Source organism: Rhizobium sp. A37_96 (genome assembly GCF_053521765.1).
In genome coordinates, this window is sequence record NZ_JBNWDS010000002.1 from 969,800 (window position 1) to 993,367 (window position 23,568).

A 23,568-nucleotide genomic window follows, 5' to 3' on the forward strand; every position below is an offset into this window, starting at 1 on the left:
ACGAAAGGGCAGGGTGGTCGGCTATCTCAGGCCGTCCACTGGGCGATGTCGTCGCGCTCGCCGATAAGGGCAAGGCCGTGGGCGATCGACAGCAATTCGCCGCCGGTCTCGATCCGCTCCTGACCGAAGCGCTCGGTGAACATGCGCCGCACGGCCGGCACGAAGGATGTGCCGCCTGTCAGGAACACCTTGTCGATCGTATCGGGCGATGTGTTCGTGGTGGTGAGCACGTCGTCGAGAGCGCCCTCGATGCGAGCGAGATCCTCGGCGATCCACGTTTCGAAATCGGCGCGGCGCACCTGCTTGCGACCGGCCTTGCCGAGCGGAGGAAAGTTGAATTCTGCCTCTTCCTCGCTCGAAAGCGCCATCTTCGTCGCCGATACGGCCTGATAGAGCGGGTAGCCCTCGTCATGCTCGACCAGCTCGATGAAGGTCTCCAGCTTCTCGGGCTCGAGGCTGCTGCGCACCAGTGTCTTCAGGTCGGCATATTCGCGCGAGGTCTTGAAGATCGAAAGCTGGTTCCAGCGTCCGAAATTGGCGTAGTAGGAGGTCGGCACTTCCAGCAGCTTGTCGAAGCTCTTGAAGAAGCTGCCCTTGCCGATGGCCGGAGAGACGATGTTGTCGATCATCCGGAAGTCGAAATGATCGCCGGCGATGCCGACACCGGAATGGCCGATGGGCGTGGCGGAGAGCTTTCCGGCCTGGGTTTCGAAGCGGATGAGCGAATAGTCGGTCGTGCCGCCGCCGAAGTCGGCCACGAGTACGGTCGCGTCCTTCTTCAGATGCTGCGCGAAATAGAAGGCCGCCGCCACCGGCTCGTAGACATAATGGATTTCCGGGAAGCCGAGCCGCGAGAGGGCGGCGTTGTAGCGCTCCGTGGCAAGTGCCGGATTGGGATTGGCGCCGGCAAAGTGCACGGGGCGCCCCGTGACGATGCGGGAGACGTCCGCCGGCCAGCCGTCTCCGGCATAGGCGCGCAGGCGGCGTACGAAGATCTCCATCAGATCCTCGAAGCTGTGGCGCTTGGCGAAGATCAGCGTGCCCTGGAAGAGGGCGCTCGCCGCGAAGGTCTTGATCGACTGCAGGAAACGACAATCGCCGGGATTGTCGATGAACTGCCGGATCGCCGCATGACCGGCCTCGACCTTGAGCGCGGTCGCGCCCAGCCCCGCATCCTTCATGAAGGAGAGCGCGGTGCGCATGCTGTCCGCCGTGCCGGCCGCGCTGTGGAAGGCGACCGATTGTGTTGCAGGTCCATCGGCCATCGCCAGGACCGTGTTCGTCGTGCCGAAGTCGAAACCAAGCGCCCGAGCCATGCCCGCACTCCTTTCCGTCGAAATTGTCTGGATTGGGGCCAAGCCCCCTGAGAGACGCAAGACGCGCCTTGTCGCAAAGAGGGCGCGTCATGACATGGCTGAGCCTCAAGTTCAAGTCGTGGCAAAGCCTTTATTTTGTTTGTCGCCGCATCCGCTGGCCGCATTCCTTCCCCGAACGCGGGCTGCGGTCCCCGACAAGCGAAACGGGCGCCTTTCGGCGCCCGTCGATCTCATTCCGCAGCGATGGCCGCTGGCGGCTCCTTGTGATGCGGATCCGCGTCCTTCCGCTTGCCGAGCCGGCCGAGGAAATCGTTCAGGCGGTTCATTTCCAGGAAGATGACCGGCGTGATGAACAGCGTCAGGATCTGCGACACCACCAGACCGCCGACGACTGCTATGCCGAGCGGCTGGCGCAGCTCGGAGCTCGCTCCGCCGCCGACGGCGATCGGCAGGGCACCGAGCAGGGCGCAGAAGGTCGTCATCATGATCGGGCGGAAACGGCGTACGCAGGCTTCGTGGATCGCTTCCGGCGGCGACATGCCCGTACTCGAGCGCAGCGTTTCCAGCGCCACGTCGATCATCATGATCGCGTTCTTTTTGACGATACCGATCAGCATCAGCAGGCCGATGAGAGCGATGATCGACAGGTCGAAGCCAAAGACCTTCAGGGCGAGCAGGGCGCCGAGCGCGGCGGCCGGCAGGCCGGACAGAATGGTCAGCGGGTGGATGAAGCTCTCGTAGAGAACACCGAGAACGACATAGATCGTCAGCACCGCCGCCAGGATCAGGTAAGGCGTGCTGCCCTGCGACTGCTGGAAGATCTGCGCCGTGCCGCCGTAGGACGTGAAGACGTCCGCCGGCATGTTGATATCCTTCTTGATCTGGTCGATCTGCGCGGTGGCGTCACCGAGCGCTTCGCCGGCGGGCAGGTTGAAGGATACCGTGGTCGAGACGAGCTGGCCGGTCTGGTTGATGGTGACCGGGCCGGTGTTGCGGTCGATATGCGCGAAGGCCGACAATGGAACCTGGTCGCCCTTCGAAGACGTGACATGGATGCGCGACAGCTTCTGGTCGTCCCAGGGCTGATTCGCATCATATTCGATGATCACGTCATAGCTGTCGCCGGTAGACTGGATCTGTGCGGCGGCGTAGTCGCTGAAGGCCTCTTCAAGCGTGGTGCGCAGCAGGTTGTTGTTGATGCCATAGGCGGCGGCCTTCTCCGTATCGACGACGATATTGGCCTGCAATGCATTGTATTGCGCGTCTGTGGTCACGTCGGTGAAACGTGGATCCTTGCGCATCTCCTGCAGCATCTTGTTGGCCCACTGGTTCGTCAGATCAGCGTTGAGTGCCTGGATGATAAGCTGATACTGGCTGGCGGTCTGGCGTCCGCCGAAGCGAAGGCTTTGCTGTGGGTTGATGAAGACCTGAATGCCCGGGATCTTGGCGACGGCGGCGCGCATTTCGCGCAAGGTCTGGTCGAGCGGCGGACGCTCTTTCTTATCCTTCAGCTGAGCGTAGATCGTACCGTTGTTGAGTGTCTGGCGTGCGCTGGCGCCGACAACCGACATGACGTGCTGCACGGCAGGGTTCGCCTTGATCGCGGCAGCGGCCTGATTCTGCAGGTCACGCATCGCCGGATAAGAAATGTCCTGGCGGGCGCGCGTTGAAATCTGCAGCCGGCCGATGTCTTCCTGCGGGAAAAAGCTGGCTGGCAGGGTCAGGAAGAGATAGCCCGAGAGCGCGACCGAGCCAAGGAAGCTCCCAAGCACGATGTAGCGATGGCGAATACACCATTCCACGCCCTTGCCGTAGTTCACCTCGGTCCAGTTAAAGCCCTTGTTGAAGAGGCGCACCGGCAGGGGAGGATGGCTGTGGGCGTTGGAGAGACGCGAACCGAGCATCGGCGTGACGGTCAGCGAGACCACGGCGGACGAAACGATGGCGATTGCCACCACCATGCCGAATTCGTTGAAGATACGGCCAACGACGCCGCCCATTAGCAGAATCGGGATGAAAACGGCGATCAGCGAGATCGACATGGAGATAATCGTATAGCTGACTTCGCCCGCGCCCTTGATGGCCGCCTGCAGCGCAGGCATGCCTTCTTCCATGTGCCGCAGGATGTTTTCCAGCATGACGATCGCGTCGTCCACCACGAGGCCCACCGCGATCGTCAATCCGAGCAGTGAGATGTTGTCGACGCTGTAGCCGAGCACATACATCATGCCGAAGGTTGATATCAGTGAAAGAGGTACGGCGAGACCGGGGATAATCGTTGCCGTTACGTGGCCGGTGAACAGGTAGATGACGAGAACGACGAGGCCGATGGTCAGCAGCAAGGTAAACTTGACGTCCGAGATGGCCTCGCGGATCGGCTGGGCCGAGTCGTTCATGACGGTCATTTTGACGGAAGCCGGCATTTCGGCATGCAGCTTCGGCAGTGTCTTGTTGACGGCATCGACGACGTCGACGGTATTGGCATCGGGCTGGCGTTGGATAGCCAGGATGATCGCCCGCTGGCCATCATACCAACTGCCAATATTCTGGTTTTCGACGCTGTCCTGAACGTCGGCGACATCGCCGAGATGAATGGGATTGCCATTGGGATTGGCGATCACAAGCGTGCGAAACTCGTCGGCGTTGACGCGCTGCGTATTCGCATTGATCGTCATGCTCTGCGCTGCGTCTTGCAACGTGCCGACCGGGACCTGGTTGTTGGCGTTGACAACGGCTGTATTGACCGTGTCGATACCGATGCCGCGATCCAGAAGCTTGTTGGGATCGACGTCGATACGCACCGCGTAGGTCTGCGCGCCGTTTACGGTCACTTCGGCGACGCCAGGCAGTGTCGAGATCGACGGAGCGATGATGTTCTCGGCGATATCATCGAGCTTGCTGCGCTGCAGCGTGTCGCTTTGTACGGCGATCAGCATGACGGGCGCGTCGGCTGGATTGGTCTTCCTGTAGCTCGGCGGGGTGGTCAGGTTGTTGGGAAGTTTTCGTTGCGCGGTCGAGATCGCCGCCTGCACGTCACCGGCGGCGGCATCGATGCTGCGGTCGAGATTGAACTGCAGCACGATGCTGGTATTGCCAAGCGAGTTTGTCGAGGAAATTTCGCTGATGCCGGGGATCGTCTCGAACTGCTTGATCAGCGGCGTGGCGACCGATGTCGCCATTGTCTGTGGCGAGGCACCCGTCAACTGAGCCGAGACGTTGATCGTCGGGAAGTCCACCTGCGGCACGGCCGCGACGGGGATGAGCTGGTAGCCGGCAAGACCGGCAAGCACTACGCCGATGGCGAGAAGCGTCGTCGCGACCGGTCGCTGAATACAGAAGGTCGGGATCATTGTTGCGCTCCAACTGCGATGGTTTCGGTTTTTCCATCATCGGCCGAAGCCACCTTCTCGTTTGGATCGGCGCTAAACTGTTCCTTGATTTCTGTGCCATCGTTAAGTTGCGATTGACCTTCGACAACGACATGATCGCCGACCGAAAGGCCTGTGGCGACGGCCGTGCGGCCGCCATTGGCGCGAGCAATCGTCACCGGCGTGATCTTGACCTTGTTGTCCTTGACCACGAAGGCGATGTAGCCATCCGGCCCCGGGCTGACGGCAACGGTCGGCACGACGACAAGCTGCTCGTTGTCGGCAAAGTGAACCATGATGTTCGCGGAGCGTCCCGGCCACAAGGCGCCGTTGGCATTCTCGAAGGTTGCCTTCACGGCGATCGTTCCGGAAGCCTGGTCGACCGTGTTGTCGTAGAAGGTGATGGTTCCGGTGCGGGGCTTGCCCTGTGTGGAGCGGGGAACGGTGGTGACCTGGACAGGTCCTGCGGCCATCTGCTCCTGCAGTTCGCGCAGGTTGTTTTCCTGCATGGTGAACTTGATGTATGCCGGATTATATTTGCTTATCGTCACGATTGGCGTGCCGGCGCTGACATAAGCGCCCAGGCTCAATTGAACATCGCCAAGCCGTCCGTCATAGGGTGCCCGTATGTCGGTGTTTCCGAGCAGGACCTGATCCGCGGCAAGCTGTGCCTGGTCCGCGCTGAGCGTGGCGGCAGCGGCATCGCGGGTCGCTCGTGCTTCGTCGGCGGTCGCCTGAGTGCCGGCGCTGCTCGTGAGCAGGCTATTGGCGCGGGTCAGCGCGGTCTGCGCCTGAGCAAGGTTTGCCTGGTCTTTTGTAAGGGTCGCTTGGTCCTTGTTGACGGCAGCCTGTGCCGTACGCGGATCGAGCTTTGCGATCAGGTCGCCGGATTTAACCGTTGCGCCATCTTTGACCGCGATCTGCGTGATCAGCCCAGCTTCCTGTGCGGCGATCGTCGTTGAATCGATCGGCACGACCCATCCGGTCGCGGAGACATCCATGGGAAGCGTGGTTTTGACGGCGGCAACCGTCTTCACGGAGATCGGCCCAGCCTGACGCTTGCTGCCGGCCTGCGCTGCCTTGCCGCCATCCTTGGTTTCTGCGGAAGCCTGGTCGACGAATGAGGAAAGAAAGGGAATGCGATCGCGATAACCCCAGACTAGAAGGGCTGCGACGACGAGAAGGCCGAGGGGAAGCCAGATTTTTTTCATATTTAAAGAACCGGTCGAGGCAAGTTGCGGGAAACACGATGACATCGAGGTGTATTTATTGCGCCGCACAACAAAGACGGGTTTCGCCGCAATCCATCACATCGCTGTTACCGCTAACGTTCGGTAATTCTGTCCCTATAACGTGAATTCATGAACGCTGATCCAGTGCAATTTATCACAGTTCGGCGGGACGAAAAATTAAAGCTTGGAAAGCTTTCGCATTGCCCCCGCTTTTGCACTGCAGCAGAAAGCTAAATGGCTATTTTTTGATTGCCGTTATGTAATAATCGGGTGATCGAAAAGCCTTATGCGGCTTTTATAGTCAGAAGATGCATCGCAACGCTTATAGCGGATGCTGTGACTGCTCACGCAAATGTGTTGTCGGGCCCTGTTTTGAAGGGCCCGCGCCTTTTAGAGAGAGCGTGCCGCTCCGCCGTCACAGCGAACCATCGTGCCCGTCACATAGCTTGCCGGTTCGCTGCAGAGAAAGGCGGCCGTCGCCCCAAACTCCTCGACGCGGCCGTAGCGGCCGGCAGGAATGCGTTGCTGACGCTCCGCGCTGACATCTTCCAGGCTTCTGCCGCCACGTTTGGCCGTGGCCGAATCGAGTTCGGCCAATCGATCGGTCGCGATGCTGCCCGGCAAGAGCATGTTGACCGTGATGCCGTGGGCCGCCACTTCGCTTGCCAAGGTCTTGCTCCAGCCGGCAAGGGCGGGACGCAGCGTGTTGGAAAGCGCCAGGTTCGGGATGGGTTCGATGACGCCGGAGGAGGCGACGGTGAGAATGCGCCCCCAGCCTTGCGCCTTCATGCCCGGCAGCAGGACGTTGGTCAGGCCGATGATCCGCGCCACCATGGAGACAAAATAGATTTCCAGCCGGTCGGCGGTCATATCCTCCGTCGTTCCGGGCGTCGGTCCGCCGCTGTTGTTGACGAGAATGTCGATGCCCCCGAGTTTTTCTATGGCGGCCTTGCTGACGACATCGACGAAATTCTCGTCGTTGAGATCGGCCCAGATCCAGTCGGCCCGGCCCTTGCCTTCGGCATTGATTGTCTTGCAGTTGCTTTCCAGCCGTTCGCCGCTGCGGCCGCAGAGCAGAACATTCACGCCCTCGCGGGCCAGCGCCACCGCGATTCCATGGCCGAGGCCCTTGGACGAGGCGAGCACCAGCGCACGCTTTCCGCCAATACGAAGATCCATCTTGAACACCTTTCATGCTGTTCGAAAATCCTGAGCGCTATTTATAGAGCGCCATCGGGCAATTATGAAAGTCATGCTCTCATGGTGATCGCGGATGCCGTCAGAATATTGACGTTAACGTAAGAGTAAATTAACTTGTTTGATGCGGTGAGCGAATTGGGGATTGCCTGTCGCTTCCCGGCTCGACAATCCCTTTCCATTTTGACAAGAGATAAACGAAACGGGGAAGACGCCCAAAGGGGATGAGGCTGCGATCCGATATCATGGGATGCCGGCCAAGCGGAGAGAGTGAATGACTGACGCGATCGAGTTGCCGGAGCGGGAGAGCATGGAATTCGACGTCGTGATTGTGGGTGCGGGTCCTGCGGGCCTGTCGGCTGCGATCCGGCTGAAGCAGATCAATGCGGATCTGACTGTTGTCGTGCTCGAGAAGGGGGCGGAGGTCGGCGCGCACATCCTGTCGGGCGCCGTCGTCGATCCGATCGGCATCGACCGCCTGCTGCCGGACTGGCGCGACGAGGAGGATCACCCGTTCAAGACCAAGGTGACCTCGGATCACTTCCTGTTCCTGGGGCCTGCCGGCTCCGTGCGCCTGCCGAACGTCCTCATGCCGCCGCTGATGAACAATCACGGCAACTATATCGTCTCGCTCGGCAATGTCTGTCGCTGGCTGGCCGAGAAGGCCGAGGCGCTGGGCGTCGAGATCTATCCCGGCTTTGCCGCGAGCGAAGTGCTCTATAATGACGAGGGCGCCGTCATCGGCGTCGCCACCGGCGACATGGGCATCGAGAAGAACGGCGAGCCCGGCCCGAACTACACGCGCGGCATGGCGCTGCTCGGCAAGTATGTGCTGATCGGCGAGGGCGTGCGCGGCTCGCTTGCCAAGCAGCTGATTGCGAAGTTCGATCTGGCGCGCGACAGCGACGTGCCGAAGTTCGGCATCGGCATCAAGGAGCTCTGGGAAGTCAAGCGCGAGAACCACAAGAAGGGCCTCGTGCAGCACTCCTTCGGCTGGCCTTTGGGCATGAAGACGGGCGGCGGCTCGTTCCTCTACCATCTGGAGGACAATCTGGTCGCCGTCGGCTTCGTCGTGCACCTCAACTACAAGAACCCCTATCTCTATCCCTTCGAGGAGTTCCAGCGCTTCAAGACGCATCCGGCGATCCGCGGCACCTTCGAGGGCGGCAAGCGCCTCTCCTATGGCGCCCGCGCCATCACCGAGGGCGGATATCAGTCGGTGCCGAAGCTGACCTTCCCGGGCGGCGCGCTGATCGGCTGCTCGGCCGGCTTCGTCAACGTTCCCCGCATCAAGGGCAGCCACAATGCGGTGCTGTCGGGCATGCTGGCGGCCGACAGGATCGCCGAGGCGATCGCCGCCGGCCGCGGCAATGACGAGGTGATCGAGATCGAGAACGAATGGCGCCAGAGCGACATCGGCAAGGACCTGAAGCGCGTCAGAAACGTCAAGCCGCTGTGGTCGCGGTTCGGCACGGCGGTCGGCGTGGCGCTCGGCGGCCTCGACATGTGGACGAACCAGCTGTTCGGCTTTTCCTTCTTCGGCACGCTGAAGCACGGCAAGACCGATGCGCAGAGCCTGGAACCGGCCGCCCGGCATCAGAAGATCGACTATCCGAAGCCGGATGGCGTGCTGACCTTCGACCGCCTGTCCTCGGTGTTCCTGTCGAACACCAATCACGAGGAGGACCAGCCGGTGCATCTGCATGTCAGGGACATGGCGCTGCAGGTCTCGTCGGAGCACGATGTCTTTGCCGGCCCGTCGACGCGCTACTGTCCGGCCGGCGTCTACGAATGGGTAGAGAAGGACGGCAAGGAGACCTACGTCATCAACGCCCAGAATTGCGTCCACTGCAAGACCTGCGACATTAAGGACCCCAACCAGAACATCAACTGGGTCCCACCGCAGGGTGGCGAGGGACCAGTCTATCCGAATATGTGAGATGGAATGACCGAGATCGAACAAGGCGCCTGGACGATCCGTTCGGCCAGGGCCGATGAACTGCATCTGCTCGCCGCGATTGAGATCGATGCGTTCTGGGCTCTGCATGAGGCCGGCGCTGTCGCTTGCGAGCCGACATCGCTGCCTCTCGACGTCCTGCAACAATCTCTGGCGGAGCGGTTGCTATTCGTTGCCGTCGACGGCGAGGATCAGCCGTTCGGCTTCCTGGCGGGCATACGCAAGGACGGCTCGGTTCACATCGCCGAAATCGATGTCATCAGGCGCCGGCAGAAACAAGGCGTCGGACGGCGGCTGATGGAAGCTGTGATTACAGCGGCGAAAACGCAAGGTGCCGCAGGCGTCACTTTGACGACAGACCGGCAGGTGGCCTTCAACGCACCCTTCTATACCTCGGTGGGGTTTCGCATCCTGGGGGACGAGGAACGGTCGGCCGTTCTGACGCAGATCCTGGAGAACGAGGTTGCCCACGGTGCCGATCCGGCCAGACGCGTGGCCATGGCGCTTCGATTCTAAGTTTTTCACGTCGACTGCATGAAAATAAATAGCTTGAGCGGTTCGACGTTTTCGCGAACCGCTCAAGCTGACGGGCGTGCCATATATCTGCGAGATGGAACTAATGCCGGGCAGGCTTCCGGGCGAGCAGGCCGGTCGAGAGGGCGACGCCGGCACCCGTTACGATCGCTGCCGCAATGCCGGCCATGCCGATTTCCTCACCGAGCAGGAAGCCGCCGCCGATGGTGGCGAGAACGGGCGTGATGGCGGTGAAGGCTGCGGCCTGCGTGCCGCCCAGAGCCTGGACGGCAAGACCATAGGCGAGGGTGGCGGCAAGGCCGGACAGCAGGCCCTGGCTGACGATCTGCAGACCGATTTCCGGCAGCGGCACCGAAGTCAGCGAGCTGCCGAAGACGGCGACCAGTCCGAGGTGGATCAGGAACGACCAGACGGCGATGATGGCGCTGGATTGCACGGCGCTCAGGCCCGAGCGGCGGAAAGCGTGGGTGTAGCTTGCCCAGAGCAGGGCGGCGAGCGGCAGCAGCGTAAAGCCGGCCCAGGAGATCTGCACGCCGTAGAGGCTGCGGACCAGCAGGATGACGACGCCAGCGACGATGCCGCCGAGGCCGAGCCAGCGGGTCACATCCAGCCGCTCGCGAAACAGCAGCACGCCGATCAGCGCGGTTGCCAGCGGCATGGAGCCGCCGAGCAGAATGCCGGCCGCCGAGGCGGGCGTGAACTGAATGGCGAAGGTGGTCAGCTGGAAGAAGAGGGCGCCCGAGCCGCAGACCATCAGCGCCAGCAGTTTCAGCGACACGCCCTTCGGCAGCAGGCCGGTCCGCCACCAGACCGGGGCCAATACCAGTGCCGGCACGCCATAGCGGATGAGGCCGAGATCGATCGTGGTCATCTGCGTCTCGGCGGTGTGACGCGTGGCGAGAATCCAGTTTGCCCAGATCAATACGGTGACGATAGCGCCTGCATAGCCGATCGCGGTGGGTGTTGCCTTGCGGGTGGAGAGAGACAAAGCGGTCATCGACATATCCTTTCCAACTATCCTGTTTATTTTTGAATGAGGAAAAGATAGCGCCAAAGGCCGAGGCATGTCCTTGCTAGTTATGGCTCGAAAATCATGCTATGAGCAATAATCTGCCAATATTGCCAATTGAGCTTGCTGAAGATGCCAAAACTGGATAAATTCGATATTGCGATCCTCAACTGCCTGCAGGAGGACGCGCGCGCCACCAATGTCGAGATCGCCGAGCGCGTGAATCTCTCGCCGTCGCCCTGCCTGCGGCGCATTCGCAATCTGGAAAAATCGGGGCTGCTGCGCGGCTATCGAGCCGATATCGACCGGAAGGAGGCCGGGCTGGGCCTCACGGTCTTCGTGGAGCTCAAGGTCGGTCATCATACGAAGGAGAATTCCGAGGCACAGCAGGCCGCGCTGCTTGCCATTCCGGAGATCATCGCCTGCCACCTGATCTCGGGAACCGCAGATTTCCTGGCGGAGGTCGTGGTGGAGGATCTTGCCGCCTATGAAAAGGTGATGTCGGAGAAGCTTCTGGTCCTTCCCGGCGTGGTCGACATGCGCTCGAACTTCGCTATCCGCACCCTGAAAACCAACGGCGCGCTGAAATTGCCTACCCCGGAATGAAAAAGGGGCCGTTGCCGGCCCCTTCGTCGTCAGGGTTTGGTCATTCTCAGAGCATCGTACCGCTGAGGATCAGCAGTGCCACCGAGAAGTAGATCACCAGGCCGGTGACGTCGACCAGCGTTGCAACGAACGGCGCCGATGCGCTGGCCGGGTCGAGCCGCAGCTTCTGCAGAACGAAAGGCAGCATCGAGCCGGCAAGCGAACCGAAGGTGACGATGCCGATCAGGGCTGCAAAGACGGTCAAGGCGACGAGCTGCCAGTGCGGGCCGTAATCGAAGAGGCCGATGTTCTGCCAGAGTACGATGCGGGCGAAGCCGACGAGGCCGAGGATCGCGCCGAGCACGATGCCGGTCGGCAATTCGCGGATCGCGACGCGCCACCAGTCCGAAAGCTTGAGTTCGCCGAGCGCCAGGGCGCGGATGATCAGCGACGTCGCCTGCGAACCGGAATTGCCGCCCGAGCTCATGATCAGCGGGATGAACAGGGTCAGCACCACGGCCTTTTCCAGCTCGCCCTCGAAATGCTGCATGGCGCTTGCCGTCAGCATTTCGCCGAGGAAGAGGGCTGCGAGCCAGCCGGCGCGCTTGCGGATCATGCCGCCGAAGCTGATCTTCATATAGGGCTGGCCGAGGGCTTCCATGCCGCCGAACTTCTGGGCGTCCTCGGTCGTATCGGCGATCATCGTGTCGATGACGTCATCGACGGTGACGATGCCGAGCATATGACCCTTGTCGTCGACGACCGGAAGCGCCAGCAGGTCGTGCCGGCGGATCAGTCGGGCGACGTCTTCCTGCTTCATCAGCGGCGGTGCCGTGACCGGCGTGCCCTTCTGCGCCACGGTGAGAATACAGGCATCGGGCTCGCCGGTGATGAGACGGCGCAGCGTCACGACATGCAGCAGCACATGCGTCTCGTCGTCGAGCACATAGATGGCATAGACGGTTTCGCGGGAGCGCTCGACCTGGCGAACGTGATCGAGCGTCTGCGCGACGGTCCAGCTTGCAAGCACGCTGACGAATTCCGTCGTCATGATGCCGCCGGCCGTGCGGGGCGGATAGCCCATCAGGCCTTGGATTGCGACCCGGGCATGCTCGTCGAACGTGGCAAAGAGCCGGGCGCGGGTGTCGATATCCATTTCGAGGAGCACGTCGGCGACGCGGTCGTTGGACATGCCGTGCAGCAGCCGCGAGGCGTCTGCATTGCCCATGACTTCGAGAATGGTGTGTGCGTTGCGCAGTTCCGGCCGGTCGAGAATGCGCACGGCGCGCTCTTCCGGCATTTTGGCAAGGATGTTGGCAGCTTCTGCCACATCGACTGCGTTCAGAGCCTCGACGCGTTCCGCAATGGTTACGGCGCGATTGTTATTGATGAATGCACGAGCGGCATTGCCGGCCCGCATGGGAAAGCTGTTGATGTTCATTATAGCTCGCCTTTCCGGTCGATCCGCCGTCGTAGCGGATCGTGGCGAGCCGACAGGAGTCGGTTAGTGCACGAATGCTACTGACGGCAAAGGCAATCGACTACTACTGTCGCTAGGCATCGAAAGATGGCTCCGGTTAATCGGTATGGAAAAACGGTGTTTCCCATGTCGCGAGAAGTCGCGCCGAAGGCATGAAAAGTCAAGAGGCGGAAGCGCCTAAACGCGCGATCTTACGATAAAAATTTGTTTAGGCGGCTGCAATTTTTTGCGATGCAACAAAACCTTGTGCAAATACGTTTAAACAAAGCGGCCGGACGACATGCGCCCGGCCGGATTTGCCGTGAATTCCTGTCGTTCAGAAGCCCGCCAGGACCACCTTTCCCTTCATCTTTCCGGTCTCGACGAGGGCGTGCGCCTTCTTCAGGTTGGCCGCGTTGATCGTGCCCACGGTCTCCGTCAGCGTCGAGCGAATCTTGCCGGCATCCACCAGCTCCGCCACCTTCGTCAGCAGCCTGTGCTGCTCGATCATATCGGCGGTATGGAAGAGGGGGCGGGTGAACATCAGCTCCCAGTGGATCGATATCGCCTTGCGCTTGAAAGGCACGGCGTCGAGCGTCTTCGGATCGTCTATCAGGGCGAAGCGGCCCTGTGGCGCAATGGCATCGACGATCGAGCCGATATGATCCGATGTGTTGGTGGTCGAGAAGACGAAGGCCGGCGCACCGATATCGAGCGCTTCGATCTGCGGTGCAAGCGGCTTCGAATGGTCGATGACGTGATGGGCTCCCAGCTCCTTGACCCAGGCCTGGGTTTCCGGCCGGGATGCGGTGGCGATGACGGTGAGATCGGTCAAGGCGCGCGCGATCTGGATGGCGATCGATCCGACACCGCCCGCGCCGCCGATGATGAGGATCGCACTGGCGGTTCCGGGGACGGGGTCCTGTACTTTCAGGCGGTCGAACAGAGCTTCATAAGCCGTGATGGAAGTCAGCGGCAGCGCCGCCGCAGCCGGAAAATCGAGGCTCCTAGGCTTGGCGCCGACGATGCGCTCATCGACGAGATGGAACTCGGCGTTCGAGCCGCCGCGATTGATAGCGCCGGCGTAGAAGACCTCGTCACCCGGCTTGAACATGGTGACGTCGGGGCCGACCGCCCTGACGATGCCGGCCGCATCCCAGCCCAGGATCTTGTACTCGCCCTCGGCCGGAGCGACATTGGCGCGGACCTTGACGTCGACCGGATTGACGGAGACTGCCTTCACTTCGACGAGCAGATCGTGACCCTTGGCCTCGGGCGTCGGAAGCTCGACGTCGATCAGCGATGTTTCTGCGGTGATAGGCTGCGGTTGCTTGTAGGCGACTGCGCGCATGGGAGAAGCTCCTCGGTTTGTTGCACGGAGGCTAGATGCGCATTATCCTCAAAAGGTGCAAGAATGCACAAATTCTGTACGTAGGTACAAAAAGGATACTGTCGATGTCGGTTCCCCGCTCCAAGCTTGTCAGAAATTTTCCGGGGTGCCCGGTCGAGGCGACGCTGAGCCTGCTCGACGGCAAATGGAAGGGCGTGATCCTGTTTCACCTGATGGAGGGAACGCTGCGCTTCAATGAGATCCGCCGCAAGCTGCCGTCGGTGACGCAGCGCATGCTGACGAAGCAGTTGCGCGAGCTGGAGGAATCCGGGCTGGTGTCACGCACCGTCTTCCCCGTCGTGCCGCCGCGCGTCGACTACGCGCTGACGCCGCTCGGCGCCAGCCTGAAGCCGATCATCAAGGCGATGGCCGTATGGGGTGAGGAGAATGTGTTTTGCCACAACGGCCGGCAGGAGCTTGCCGGCCCGTCGATGTCATGCGTGACCGGTGCGACGCTCCAGGCCAACTGACACGATGAAAACGGCGAGACCGCCGACGGAGAGGACGGCGCCGACATAGCCGGTCGCGGCCGCCGTGAAGCCCCAGGAGATCACGAGGCCGCCGAGCCAGGCGCCGAGCGCGTTGGCGATGTTGAAGGCGGAGTGGTTGGAGGCGGCGGCCAGCGTCTGCGCATCCGCGGCCACGTCCATCAGACGGGTCTGCACGGCCGGACAGGCGGCAAAGCCGCAGCCGATCAGGAAGACGCAGACGCAGAGCATGACCGGATTGGCGGCCGTCAACGAAAACAGCGTCATGATGACGATGTTGAAGATCATCATGCCGCCGATCGTTCCCTTGATCGAAATGTCGCCCAGACGCGATCCGACGATGTTGCCGACATTCATGCCGATGCCGAAGAGCGCAAGCACGACCGGGACCATGGCGGAGCCAAGGCCCGCAACGTCGGTCGTCGTCGTGGCGACATAGCTGAAGATCGAGAACATGCCGCCGAAGCCGACGGCGGCGACACCGAGCGTCAGCCAGACCTGAACGCGCTTGAGCGCGCCGAGTTCGCGGGTAATGCTGGCGCCTTCCTCGACCTTGTCCTTCGGCAGGAAGAGGGCGATGAGCAGCATGGTGACGAGACCGACGCCGCCGACCATCATGAAAGCCGCGCGCCATTCGAGCAGCTGACCGAGGAAAGTGGCGATCGGGGTGCCGATCAACGTGGCGATCGTCAGGCCGAGCATGACCTGGCCGACGGCGCGGACACGGCGATGGACCGGCACCATGGAGGCGGCGACAAGCGCGGCGACGCCGAAATAGGCGCCGTGCGGCAGGCCGGTGATGAAGCGCAGCGCGGTGAAGCTTTCGAAGGTCGGCGCGAACGCGCTGGAAATATTGCCGGCGGCAAAGATCGCCATCATCAGCAGAAGCAGCGTGCGACGCGCCATCTTGGCGGCAAGAACGGCGATGATCGGCGCACCGACGACGACGCCGAGCGCATAGGCGCTGATGACGTGGCCTGCCTCCGGCGTGGTGACGCCGAAAGTATCCGCCACGTTGGGCAGCAGGCCCATGATGACGAATTCGCCCGTGCCGATGCCGAAGCTGCCGACGGCCAGGGCCAGCGTCACAAGCGCAATGGCGGTGCGCGAGGGCGCTTCCACGGCGGTTTGGGTATCGAGGGCCTCGACGGCAATATCGCTCACGAAAACTCCTTGGGCGGCAAGCCGGGCTAAGCGCCGCGAATCAGGCAGCAAACCCCGTCGTTCGGCGTTCAGTGCATCGGAATGGAATAAGGAACTGGAGGGGCATGGACATGCCTCAGAGGATAGTATCGATGACAACGATACTTCTGTCGCGTGCATTTTTTGCAGCGCAGCATGTCGTATCGTGCATAAGTAGGTGGCGCGCGGTCGGACGAAACAGTTGCAACGCTTGAAATCGCACTGTCCAAAACCATCTGTGAACAAGCGCGCGGGATTTCAGCCCCTGACCGAAACACAATTTGCGGAAAACCAAGAGCCCCAATGAAATTGATCGGCTTTTTCAATCGTGATGGCGGTACGTTCCGGACGACCGACATGGCTGCCTACGAGAAGAGAGCGGAACAGGTCTTCCGCGATGCCGGCCATGATTTCGAAGCTGTGGTCGTGGAAGGGCGCAACGTCGTGTCGGCGATGGAGCGCGCGGCCCGTCGCGACGACATTGACGGCATTGTCGCCGGCGGCGGCGATGGCACGATTTCGGCCGCTGCCGCCATCGCCTGGAAGAACGGCGTCGCGCTCGGCGTCATTCCGGCCGGGACCATGAACCTCTTTGCCCGTTCGCTGCGGCTGCCGCTCGATATCTGGCAGACCCTGACCGTGTTGGCGACAGGCGAGGTCGATAACGTCGATATCGGCAGCGCCAATGGCCGCGCCTTCGTGCACCAGTTTTCGGCGGGCCTGCATGCGCGCATGGTGCGCTATCGCAACGGCTATACCTATCGCTCGCGCATCGGGAAAATGTCCGCCAGCACGCGCGCCGCCTTTGGCGTGATTGCCAACCCGCCGGAGTTCGACGTCGATTTCGAGGCCGGCGATGTTCGCGAGCGTCGGCATGTCTCGGCGATTTCGGTCTCCAACAATCCCTTCGGCGCCAATGCGCTGCTTTATGCCGACAGCCTGCGCAGCGGCGAACTGGGCTTTTACACCGCAAAACCGCTGCGGCCGCTCGGCGTCGCCCGCCTCGCCATCGACATATTGCGCGGACGGGTTCGCCAGAATACCGATGTGATGATCATGCATGCGCCGGAAGTGCATCTGCATTTTCCGAATCTGCGCCAGCTCGCAAACTGCGTCATGGACGGTGAACTCCTGCCGCTGGAGCGCGACGTGACGTTGAGGGTCCATCCCGGCGAGCTCAAGGTCATGGTCGAGCAGGGAACCGCGATCAAGGTCGCTCGCGAGGGCGCCGTCGACAGCATGGCCGTCTGAAACCGTCAGAGGCGCGGCAGGTAGGTCCGGTAGTCGAAATCGGAAACGCTGCGCAGGTAGCGGATCGCCTCCTTGTGCTTCGTATCGCCGTAGAGCTTCTGATACCGCTCGCCGAAGATGTCGGCGACGAAGGCCGAGGCACGGAAGCGTTCCACCGCCGTTAGGAAATCATGCGTCAGCCGCGGCGCATCGGCCGGCACGTAAGCCGGCGTGGTTTCCTCGCCGGGATCCAGCTCATTCTCCAGCCCGAGCAGCATGCCGCCGAGGATCGCCGCCAGCATCAGGTAGGGATTGGCGTCGGCGCCGGCGACGCGGTGCTCGATGCGCGCGCCCGGCCCATCCTTTTCGGGAATGCGTACGGCCGTGCCGCGATGGCCATAGCCCCAGGTCAGGTCGACGGGAGCGAACGAGCCCGGCTGGAAACGGCGATAGGAATTGGCATAGGGCGCAAAGACCAGTTGCGCATCCTGCAGCGTCTGCAGCAATCCCGCGCAGACCGACTTCAGTTTCCTTGGCTCGCCGCCCGCCGCATCGAGGACATTGCGGCCCTGATCGTCGACGATGCTGGCATGGACGTGCAGCCCCGAGCCGGCGTGGTCGGTATAGGGCTTGGCCATGCAGGTCGATTTCAGGCCGTGCTTGCGTGCGGCCTGCTCGGCCACGCGCTTGAGCATGATGCAGTCGTCGGCCGCGGCCAGCGCGTCCGGGCGATGCAGCAGGTTGACTTCGAACTGGCCGGGCCCGAATTCCGCCGTCGTCGCATCCGCCGGCAGCCCTTGCGCTCTCGCGTAGCTGCGCAGCGTTTCGAGATAGTCCCCGAGAAGATCGACGGCATCCATGTCGTAGAGCTGGAAGCCGTTCGGCTCGCCCTGGTAGGTCAGCGCCGCAGGCGGCGAGGGGGTGCCTCTTTCGCGCCAGTCTCCGGCGAGCAGATAGAATTCCAGCTCGGTTGCCACTACCGGCGTCAGGCCGAGCGCCTTGTAGCGATCGACCACGGCGGCAAGAATGGCGCGTGGATCCTGAAAGCTCGGGGTGCCGTCGAGCTCATGCATGGTGGCCAGCACCTGCTTCGACCCCGGCGGCGCCCAGGGCATGTCCGCCAGCGTGCGCTTGTCCGCAACGCATGTTCCGTCCGGATCGCCGATCGTCAGCGACAGGCCGGTGATGTCGTCGTTGTCGTCGCCCCATATGTCGAGCGATTGCGTCGAGGTCGGCAGCCGCACAGCGCCGGACCAGACCTTCTTTTCGGCCGCGATCGGGATCTGCTTGCCCCGCAGCCGGCCGTTCATGTCCGATATCAGCACCTCGATGCGCGCGTTACCTTCGGTTGCGTTGTCGGCCGCCATGCTCTTGTAAATCCCCCATGCTCACGGCATGGTCGTAAACGATGATAGCTTTCAGTCAAGTCTGGCTGCGCTGCGCCTGGAGCTTAGCCCCTCACCCTAGCCCTCTCCCCGCATTCGCGGGGAGAGGGGACTGCCCGATGCTCAGTCTCGCTCACGGCAGCATATGGCAGGAAAACTCCCTCGCCCCGTTCTACGGGGAGAGGGCTGGGGTGAGGGGCCATGCACATCGTCGCGGCACAGGCGGATTTGCCTGTGAGGCGCCAATTCAAAGAGGGTTCGAATAAACCATGTCCGACACGCCAAGCCGCTCCAATCTCGCCGCCCTCGACGCCGCCCACCACCTCCATCCCTTTGCGGATATGAAGAAGCTCAATGCCGATGGCGCGCGCGTCATCCAGCGCGGCGAGGGCGTCTATATCTTCGATGCGGAAGGGCGGAAGTATCTGGATGGCTTTGCCGGCCTCTGGTGCGTGAACATCGGCTATGGGCGGACCGAAATCGCCGATGCCGTCGTCAGGCAGATGAACGAGCTGCCCTATTACAATACCTTCTTCGGCACCACGACGACGCCCGCGACGCTTTTGGCCGAGAAGGTCTGCGCCCATGCCGGGCCGCAGTTCAACCACGTCTTCTTCACCAATTCCGGTTCCGAGGCCAACGATACCTGGTTCCGCATGGCTCGAGTCTATTGGGGCGCCGTCGGCAAGCCGACGAAGAAGACCGTCATCGCCCGCAAAAATGGCTATCACGGCTCGACCGTCGCCGGCGCCAGCCTGGGCGGCATGAAGTACATGCACGAGCAGGGAGATCTCCCGATCCCCGGCGTCGTCCACATCGGCCAGCCCTATTGGTATGCCGAGGGTGGCGATCTCTCGCCGGAAGAATTTGGTCTCAAGATCGCCCGCGAACTCGAAGCCAAGATCGACGAACTGGGTGAGGAGAATGTCGCGGCTTTCGTCGCCGAGCCGGTGCAGGGCGCCGGCGGCGTCATCATCCCGCCATCGACCTATTGGCCCGAAATTGCCCGCATCTGCAAGGCGAGGAACATTCTGCTCGTCTGCGACGAAGTCATCTGCGGCTTCGGCCGCCTCGGCGCATGGTTCGGCCATCAGCATTTCGGTGTCGAACCCGATCTTGCGCCGATCGCCAAGGGCCTGTCCTCCGGCTACCTGCCGATCGGCGGCGTGCTCGTCAGCGATCGCATCGCCGATGTGCTCATCAACGAGGTCGGCGAATTCAACCACGGCTTCACTTACTCCGGCCATCCGGTCTGCGCCGCCGCCGCGCTCGAGAATTTGCGAATCCTTGAGGAGGAACGGCTGATCGAGCGTGTTCGCGACGAGATCGGTCCCTATTTCGCGAGAGCCTGGGGCAGCCTTGCGGATCACGACATGGTCGGCGAAGCCGTCAGCATCGGTCTGATGGGCGCGTTGCAGCTTGCCGCCGACAAATCCACCCGTCGCCGCTTCGACAAGCCGGATGCGGTGGGCTCGGCCGTGCGCAACCATGCGCTGGCGAACGGTCTGGTGCTGCGCGCAACCGGCGACCGCATGCTGGCCTCGCCGCCGCTCGTCATCAGCCATCGTGAGGTAGACGCGATGGTGCGCATCGCACGCGGCGCGCTCGATGCCGTTTGGGCAGAGGTAAAGCCGTAGGAAAGGGCGGCACGCGCGGAGACGTGCCGCTTACTTCGGATAGACCCACCCATAGGCAAAGGACGCCATCTCGCCGGGCTTGCCATGGATATATTGCACGCCGGCAAGCTTGGTGTCCGGCGTCGCATATTGCGGACCGAGCGTATCGCGCAGCCAGTTCGACAATTCCACCGGCATGACGCCATTATCCTTGCCGGGGCGCCACACGATCAGGATCGGCCGGCTGGCAGTCCATTCATAGTCCCTCTTCAGGTTCGGGAAGAAGAGCGACATGGCCGGAACGTCGGGAAGCTGCAGGTGCAGATTGCCGGCGGGCAGCCATCCGTCGGTCAGCACCAGGCCAGGCCTCTTGCCCTCGGCGGCCACAATCTGCTGCACGAAGGCCGGATAGGGCGTGTTGTAATGGTCGAAGGCACCGAACCACGACGGGAAAAAGGTGCGGATCAGCAGCAGCGCCGGGATGACGACCATCATGACGAGCGGCACGTAGAAGAAGCGCTTGCCGAAATCCGCGGCCTTGATCCCGGCAATTTCCATCTTCAGGCAAAGATAGATCGGCAGCAGGAACAGGAAGGGCAGCAGCCAGCGGTCGCGCATGTCGGTCATGCCGATGGTGACGATCAGGATGACTATGAGAATGGCGATGACGGCCAGAAGGATCTCGAAGAAGCGGGTCCATTCGTTCGACCGCCCGAGATTCTTGAGCAGGCTCTTGCCGAAGACCAGCGCATAGACGACGAGCGTCGGCGCACTGATGACGAGAATCAGCCTGAGGAACTTCACCGGTCCCTTCACGAACTTCGCGAAGGCGCCATCCGGTGCGTTTTGCTCCATGATGCCGAGCGTGCGGCCGGAGGCGAGGCCGAGATTATGCATCAGCCAAAGGCCGTGCGGCAGGAAGATCAGCACGGAGATGACGATGGTGAGCAGGAAGCGCTTGTCGAAGACCCTTGCGCGCCCCTGAGGATGCAGCAGCACGGCGACGAAGGCACCGGCCACGAGCAGCGCGAAATTGTATTTCGACAGCATGCCGAGGCCGAGCGCGACGCCGGTGAAGATATAGGAGCCGAGGCTCGGGGCCTTCAGCGTGCGGATCACGCCCCAGAGAAACAGGTTGATGGTGACGAGCTGCGCCACGGTATGCGTCAGATCGCGCTGGGCCTCCCAGAAGAACTGCGGGATGGTGAGCAGAGACAGCGTCGCGATCGCCGCAAAAACCTTGTCGGTCAGCACTTCCCGGGCCAGCCGGTAATAGCTGACATAGACCAGGAAGAGGAAGAGGTTCTTGACGCTGGAGATCGCCGCCAGCGAAAGCCCGAAAACGGACACGACGATCGACTGCACCCAGTTGTAGAGCGGCGGCTGCGAGTCGTAGCCGAAGGTCAGCCATTGCGAAAACAGCGCCTGCTGCGACTCGTCGTAGCGCAGGCCGTGCGGCATGGCGAGGCGCACGAGGAATTCGATCAGGAAATAGCCGGCAAGCAGGGGAATGACGGCATCCGGTCGGCGGACCAGAAACCTATGCATCCTGATGATCCCTGTCGAAGATCTTGCGCACGATGTAGTTCGGCGAGAGATCGTCGCGATAGTAGATGCGTGCGATCATTTCGGCGAGGATGCCGGTCGTGATCATCTGCACGGACGACAGCAGCAGCACGACGCCGACCAATAGCAGCGGCCGGTTGCCGATATCGTCGCCGAAGATGAACTTGTCGACGAAGAGCCAGAGCAGGATCAGGCCGGCCAGCGCACCGAGGCCGAGGCCGAGCGAGCCGAAGAAGTGGCCCGGCCGCGCCTTGTAGCGCATGAAGAACATCACCGACAGCAGGTCGAGAATGACGCGGAAGGTGCGCGAAATCCCGTATTTCGAGGTGCCATGCTGGCGGGCATGATGCGTGACGGGAACTTCGCCGATGCGCGAGCTCGGCACGACGCCGGCGACCCAGGCAGGGATGAAGCGGTGCATCTCGCCCATCAGCTTCACCTGCTTGATGATGGAGGCGCGGTAGATCTTCAGGCTGCAGCCATAGTCGTGCAGCTTGACGCCGGTGATGCGGCCGATCAGGTAATTGGCGCACCAGGAGGGAATCTTGCGCAGCAGGAGGCCGTCCTGACGGTTCTTGCGCCAGCCGACGAGCAGGTCGAGCTGCCGCCGCTCCAGCTCCTCGACCATCGAGGGGATGTCCTTCGGGTCGTTCTGCAGGTCGCCGTCCATGGTGGCGATGAGGCGGCCGCTGGCCGCATCGATGCCGGCCTGCATGGCGGCCGTCTGGCCGAAATTGCGCTGCAATTCGACGATGCGCAGCGTCAGCCCCTCCCGCGGAAGGGATCGGCGCGCATTGGCGAGCGTCGCGTCGGTGCTGCCGTCGTCGACCAGGATCAGCTCCCATGGCCTGGAAAAGCTCGTCATGGCGGTGCAGATGCGCTCGATGAGCGGTCCGACGCTTTCTTCCTCGTTGAAGACGGGCACGACCAGCGAAAGCTCGAGGGGGCTTGCTGGATCGGCCTGGGGGAGGGTCGACTCTGCCGTTGTCTGCAACTCTACTTTCTCCTAAAAGACCGGCAGAACCTGCCGGACGGAACGAGCGATAAATCCGGTTTCAGCCTCCGCTCGCATTTGGGTGCCCTAACTACATGAAGACTCCGATGGTTGCCAGCCGACAGAATTGGTTTATTCGCAACCGAATGATGCTACTGACGCTCGCTGTCGTCGTGGCCTACGCCGCCTTCATCGAGTGGTTCTGGGGTTGGAGTTCCATCCTGGCGCAGTGGGGCAAGGTCGGCGCCCTACCGATCCTTCTGGCGCTTGCGCTTCTGACCGGCACCTATTTCCTGCGCACCTGGCGCATCTACGATTACTTCCCGAAGGAGACATCGGGTCATTTCGCAGCTCTGTTCCGCGTCACGCAGGTCCATAACCTTCTGAACATCATGATGCCGTTTCGCACCGGCGAGACCAGCTTCCCGGTGCTGATGCGCTCGGAATTCGGTATTCCGCTGGCGCGCGGAACCTCGGCGCTGTTCGTCATGCGGCTGCTCGATCTGCACGCCTTGCTCGCGGCCGCCGGCATCGGTCTTGCGCTTGCCTCGCCCTATCGTGGTCTTGCCTGGATCATATGGGTGGCTTTCCTGTTGCTGCCCGTTGCGGGCTTTGCCTCCCGCCGGCCGTTGATCCGCCTTGCCGCCCGCCTCCTGCCCAGAAAGGCGCAAGGGCTGGTGCACGAGCTGGAGCGCGGCCTGCCGGTCGACGCGGGTGCCTTCGCGCGCGCCTGGCTGACGACGGTGGTCAACTGGCTGGTCAAGGTCGCGGTCCTTGCCTGGGCGCTCGGGCTCATGAACGTCACGCCGCTGTCTGCAAGCTTCGGCGGCGCGCTCGGCGGCGAACTGTCCTCCGTCCTGCCGGTGCACGCGCCGGGCGGCGTCGGCACCTATCCGGCCGGCATTACTGCGGGTGCCATGGCGTTCGGGGCTTCGAGCGAGAAGGCGGCAATCGAAAATCTGGCGCAGGCCAGCATCAACGCTCACCTCTTGATCGTGGTTTCGGCGCTGACGGGCACCGCGATCGGATTGCTTGCCTCGCGCAAGCGCGCCTGATCCGC

Annotated in this window: 18 protein-coding genes; 7 read left to right on the forward strand and 11 right to left on the reverse strand. The window is 62.2% G+C overall.

Going from position 1 to position 23,568, the window contains the following annotated elements:
* Nucleotides 1-26: 26 nt before the first annotated feature.
* The 4 genes from ACQZ6J_RS11195 to ACQZ6J_RS11210 form a co-directional block, all read right to left on the reverse strand.
* Complete coding sequence (locus ACQZ6J_RS11195; protein ID WP_163991391.1) at nt 27-1,316, reverse strand: Hsp70 family protein; 1,290 nt, start codon at nt 1,314-1,316, stop codon at nt 27-29.
* Nucleotides 1,317-1,546: 230 nt separating this feature from the next.
* A complete protein-coding gene (locus ACQZ6J_RS11200) occupies nt 1,547-4,666 on the reverse strand; it encodes an efflux RND transporter permease subunit (protein ID WP_163991389.1) in 3,120 nt (1,039 codons plus the stop codon).
* On the reverse strand, nt 4,663-5,895 hold the full coding sequence (locus ACQZ6J_RS11205) for an efflux RND transporter periplasmic adaptor subunit (protein ID WP_163991387.1): 1,233 nt from the start codon (nt 5,893-5,895) through the stop codon (nt 4,663-4,665). The genes ACQZ6J_RS11200 and ACQZ6J_RS11205 overlap by 4 nt, the downstream gene beginning before the upstream one ends.
* Before the next feature lie 411 nt (nt 5,896-6,306).
* The gene (locus ACQZ6J_RS11210; protein ID WP_163991385.1) at nt 6,307-7,095 is read right to left on the reverse strand and encodes an SDR family oxidoreductase; all 789 of its coding nucleotides are present in this window, start codon (nt 7,093-7,095) and stop codon (nt 6,307-6,309) included.
* A gap of 292 nt (nt 7,096-7,387) precedes the next feature.
* Between ACQZ6J_RS11210 and ACQZ6J_RS11215 the strand changes: the two genes are divergently transcribed.
* A complete protein-coding gene (locus tag ACQZ6J_RS11215) occupies nt 7,388-9,052 on the forward strand; it encodes a 4Fe-4S dicluster domain-containing protein (protein WP_449084016.1) in 1,665 nt (554 codons plus the stop codon).
* Between the two features lie 6 nt (nt 9,053-9,058).
* Complete coding sequence (locus ACQZ6J_RS11220; RefSeq protein ID WP_449084018.1) at nt 9,059-9,586, forward strand: GNAT family N-acetyltransferase; 528 nt, start codon at nt 9,059-9,061, stop codon at nt 9,584-9,586.
* A gap of 100 nt (nt 9,587-9,686) precedes the next feature.
* Here the strand turns inward: ACQZ6J_RS11220 and ACQZ6J_RS11225 are convergent, their stop codons facing one another.
* Nucleotides 9,687-10,601, reverse strand: a complete 915-nt coding sequence (locus tag ACQZ6J_RS11225) for a DMT family transporter (protein WP_449084020.1) — start codon at nt 10,599-10,601, stop codon at nt 9,687-9,689.
* Between the two features lie 144 nt (nt 10,602-10,745).
* On the opposite strand from ACQZ6J_RS11225, the gene ACQZ6J_RS11230 reads away from it, so the two are divergent.
* Nucleotides 10,746-11,219, forward strand: a complete 474-nt coding sequence (locus tag ACQZ6J_RS11230; RefSeq protein WP_449084022.1) for an Lrp/AsnC family transcriptional regulator — start codon at nt 10,746-10,748, stop codon at nt 11,217-11,219.
* 46 nt (nt 11,220-11,265) lie between these two features.
* On the opposite strand, the gene mgtE is transcribed toward ACQZ6J_RS11230, so the two are convergent.
* On the reverse strand, nt 11,266-12,639 hold the full coding sequence (gene mgtE, locus ACQZ6J_RS11235) for a magnesium transporter (protein ID WP_449084024.1): 1,374 nt from the start codon (nt 12,637-12,639) through the stop codon (nt 11,266-11,268).
* A gap of 355 nt (nt 12,640-12,994) precedes the next feature.
* Entirely contained in the window at nt 12,995-14,008 is a 1,014-nt protein-coding gene (locus tag ACQZ6J_RS11240; protein ID WP_449084026.1) for a zinc-binding alcohol dehydrogenase family protein, read from the reverse strand.
* A 104-nt stretch (nt 14,009-14,112) separates the two neighbouring features.
* Here ACQZ6J_RS11240 and ACQZ6J_RS11245 point away from each other — a divergent pair, with 104 nt between their 5' ends.
* Nucleotides 14,113-14,517, forward strand: a complete 405-nt coding sequence (locus ACQZ6J_RS11245) for a winged helix-turn-helix transcriptional regulator (RefSeq protein WP_163994359.1) — start codon at nt 14,113-14,115, stop codon at nt 14,515-14,517.
* On the opposite strand, the gene ACQZ6J_RS11250 is transcribed toward ACQZ6J_RS11245, so the two are convergent.
* A complete protein-coding gene (locus tag ACQZ6J_RS11250; RefSeq protein WP_432444434.1) occupies nt 14,482-15,690 on the reverse strand; it encodes an MFS transporter in 1,209 nt (402 codons plus the stop codon). The genes ACQZ6J_RS11245 and ACQZ6J_RS11250 overlap by 36 nt on opposite strands.
* Nucleotides 15,691-16,020: 330 nt before the next feature.
* Here ACQZ6J_RS11250 and ACQZ6J_RS11255 point away from each other — a divergent pair, with 330 nt between their 5' ends.
* Nucleotides 16,021-16,968, forward strand: coding sequence for a diacylglycerol/lipid kinase family protein (locus tag ACQZ6J_RS11255; protein WP_449084029.1), 948 nt, complete (start codon nt 16,021-16,023; stop codon nt 16,966-16,968).
* Nucleotides 16,969-16,973: 5 nt separating this feature from the next.
* Here ACQZ6J_RS11255 and ACQZ6J_RS11260 read toward each other — a convergent pair whose 3' ends face one another.
* A complete protein-coding gene (locus tag ACQZ6J_RS11260) occupies nt 16,974-18,314 on the reverse strand; it encodes a glutamine synthetase family protein (protein ID WP_449084031.1) in 1,341 nt (446 codons plus the stop codon).
* A 287-nt stretch (nt 18,315-18,601) separates the two neighbouring features.
* Between ACQZ6J_RS11260 and ACQZ6J_RS11265 the strand changes: the two genes are divergently transcribed.
* The gene (locus ACQZ6J_RS11265; protein ID WP_449084033.1) at nt 18,602-19,969 is read left to right on the forward strand and encodes an aspartate aminotransferase family protein; all 1,368 of its coding nucleotides are present in this window, start codon (nt 18,602-18,604) and stop codon (nt 19,967-19,969) included.
* A 30-nt stretch (nt 19,970-19,999) separates the two neighbouring features.
* Here ACQZ6J_RS11265 and ACQZ6J_RS11270 read toward each other — a convergent pair whose 3' ends face one another.
* Both ACQZ6J_RS11270 and ACQZ6J_RS11275 read right to left on the reverse strand, forming a co-directional pair.
* Nucleotides 20,000-21,496, reverse strand: coding sequence for a glycosyltransferase family 39 protein (locus ACQZ6J_RS11270; RefSeq protein ID WP_449084035.1), 1,497 nt, complete (start codon nt 21,494-21,496; stop codon nt 20,000-20,002).
* Nucleotides 21,489-22,508, reverse strand: coding sequence for a glycosyltransferase family 2 protein (locus ACQZ6J_RS11275; protein WP_163994377.1), 1,020 nt, complete (start codon nt 22,506-22,508; stop codon nt 21,489-21,491). Before ACQZ6J_RS11275 ends, ACQZ6J_RS11270 begins: the two co-directional genes overlap by 8 nt.
* Before the next feature lie 95 nt (nt 22,509-22,603).
* Between ACQZ6J_RS11275 and ACQZ6J_RS11280 the strand changes: the two genes are divergently transcribed.
* Nucleotides 22,604-23,563 carry a lysylphosphatidylglycerol synthase domain-containing protein gene (locus ACQZ6J_RS11280; RefSeq protein WP_449084037.1) on the forward strand — a complete coding sequence of 320 codons (960 nt, stop codon included), beginning with the start codon at nt 22,604-22,606 and terminating at the stop codon, nt 23,561-23,563.
* The last annotated feature ends 5 nt before the right edge of the window (nt 23,564-23,568 follow it).

Coding starts and splice junctions, on each gene's coding strand:
- ACQZ6J_RS11195 (WP_163991391.1), bottom strand. CDS start 1,316: ATGGCTCGGGCGCTTGGTTTCGACTTCGGCACGACGAACACGGTCCTG.
- ACQZ6J_RS11200 (WP_163991389.1), bottom strand. CDS start 4,666: ATGATCCCGACCTTCTGTATTCAGCGACCGGTCGCGACGACGCTTCTC.
- ACQZ6J_RS11205 (WP_163991387.1), bottom strand. CDS start 5,895: ATGAAAAAAATCTGGCTTCCCCTCGGCCTTCTCGTCGTCGCAGCCCTT.
- ACQZ6J_RS11210 (WP_163991385.1), bottom strand. CDS start 7,095: ATGGATCTTCGTATTGGCGGAAAGCGTGCGCTGGTGCTCGCCTCGTCC.
- ACQZ6J_RS11215 (WP_449084016.1), top strand. CDS start 7,388: ATGACTGACGCGATCGAGTTGCCGGAGCGGGAGAGCATGGAATTCGAC.
- ACQZ6J_RS11220 (WP_449084018.1), top strand. CDS start 9,059: ATGACCGAGATCGAACAAGGCGCCTGGACGATCCGTTCGGCCAGGGCC.
- ACQZ6J_RS11225 (WP_449084020.1), bottom strand. CDS start 10,601: ATGACCGCTTTGTCTCTCTCCACCCGCAAGGCAACACCCACCGCGATC.
- ACQZ6J_RS11230 (WP_449084022.1), top strand. CDS start 10,746: ATGCCAAAACTGGATAAATTCGATATTGCGATCCTCAACTGCCTGCAG.
- mgtE (WP_449084024.1), bottom strand. CDS start 12,639: ATGAACATCAACAGCTTTCCCATGCGGGCCGGCAATGCCGCTCGTGCA.
- ACQZ6J_RS11240 (WP_449084026.1), bottom strand. CDS start 14,008: ATGCGCGCAGTCGCCTACAAGCAACCGCAGCCTATCACCGCAGAAACA.
- ACQZ6J_RS11245 (WP_163994359.1), top strand. CDS start 14,113: ATGTCGGTTCCCCGCTCCAAGCTTGTCAGAAATTTTCCGGGGTGCCCG.
- ACQZ6J_RS11255 (WP_449084029.1), top strand. CDS start 16,021: ATGAAATTGATCGGCTTTTTCAATCGTGATGGCGGTACGTTCCGGACG.
- ACQZ6J_RS11260 (WP_449084031.1), bottom strand. CDS start 18,314: ATGGCGGCCGACAACGCAACCGAAGGTAACGCGCGCATCGAGGTGCTG.
- ACQZ6J_RS11265 (WP_449084033.1), top strand. CDS start 18,602: ATGTCCGACACGCCAAGCCGCTCCAATCTCGCCGCCCTCGACGCCGCC.
- ACQZ6J_RS11270 (WP_449084035.1), bottom strand. CDS start 21,496: ATGCATAGGTTTCTGGTCCGCCGACCGGATGCCGTCATTCCCCTGCTT.
- ACQZ6J_RS11280 (WP_449084037.1), top strand. CDS start 22,604: ATGAAGACTCCGATGGTTGCCAGCCGACAGAATTGGTTTATTCGCAAC.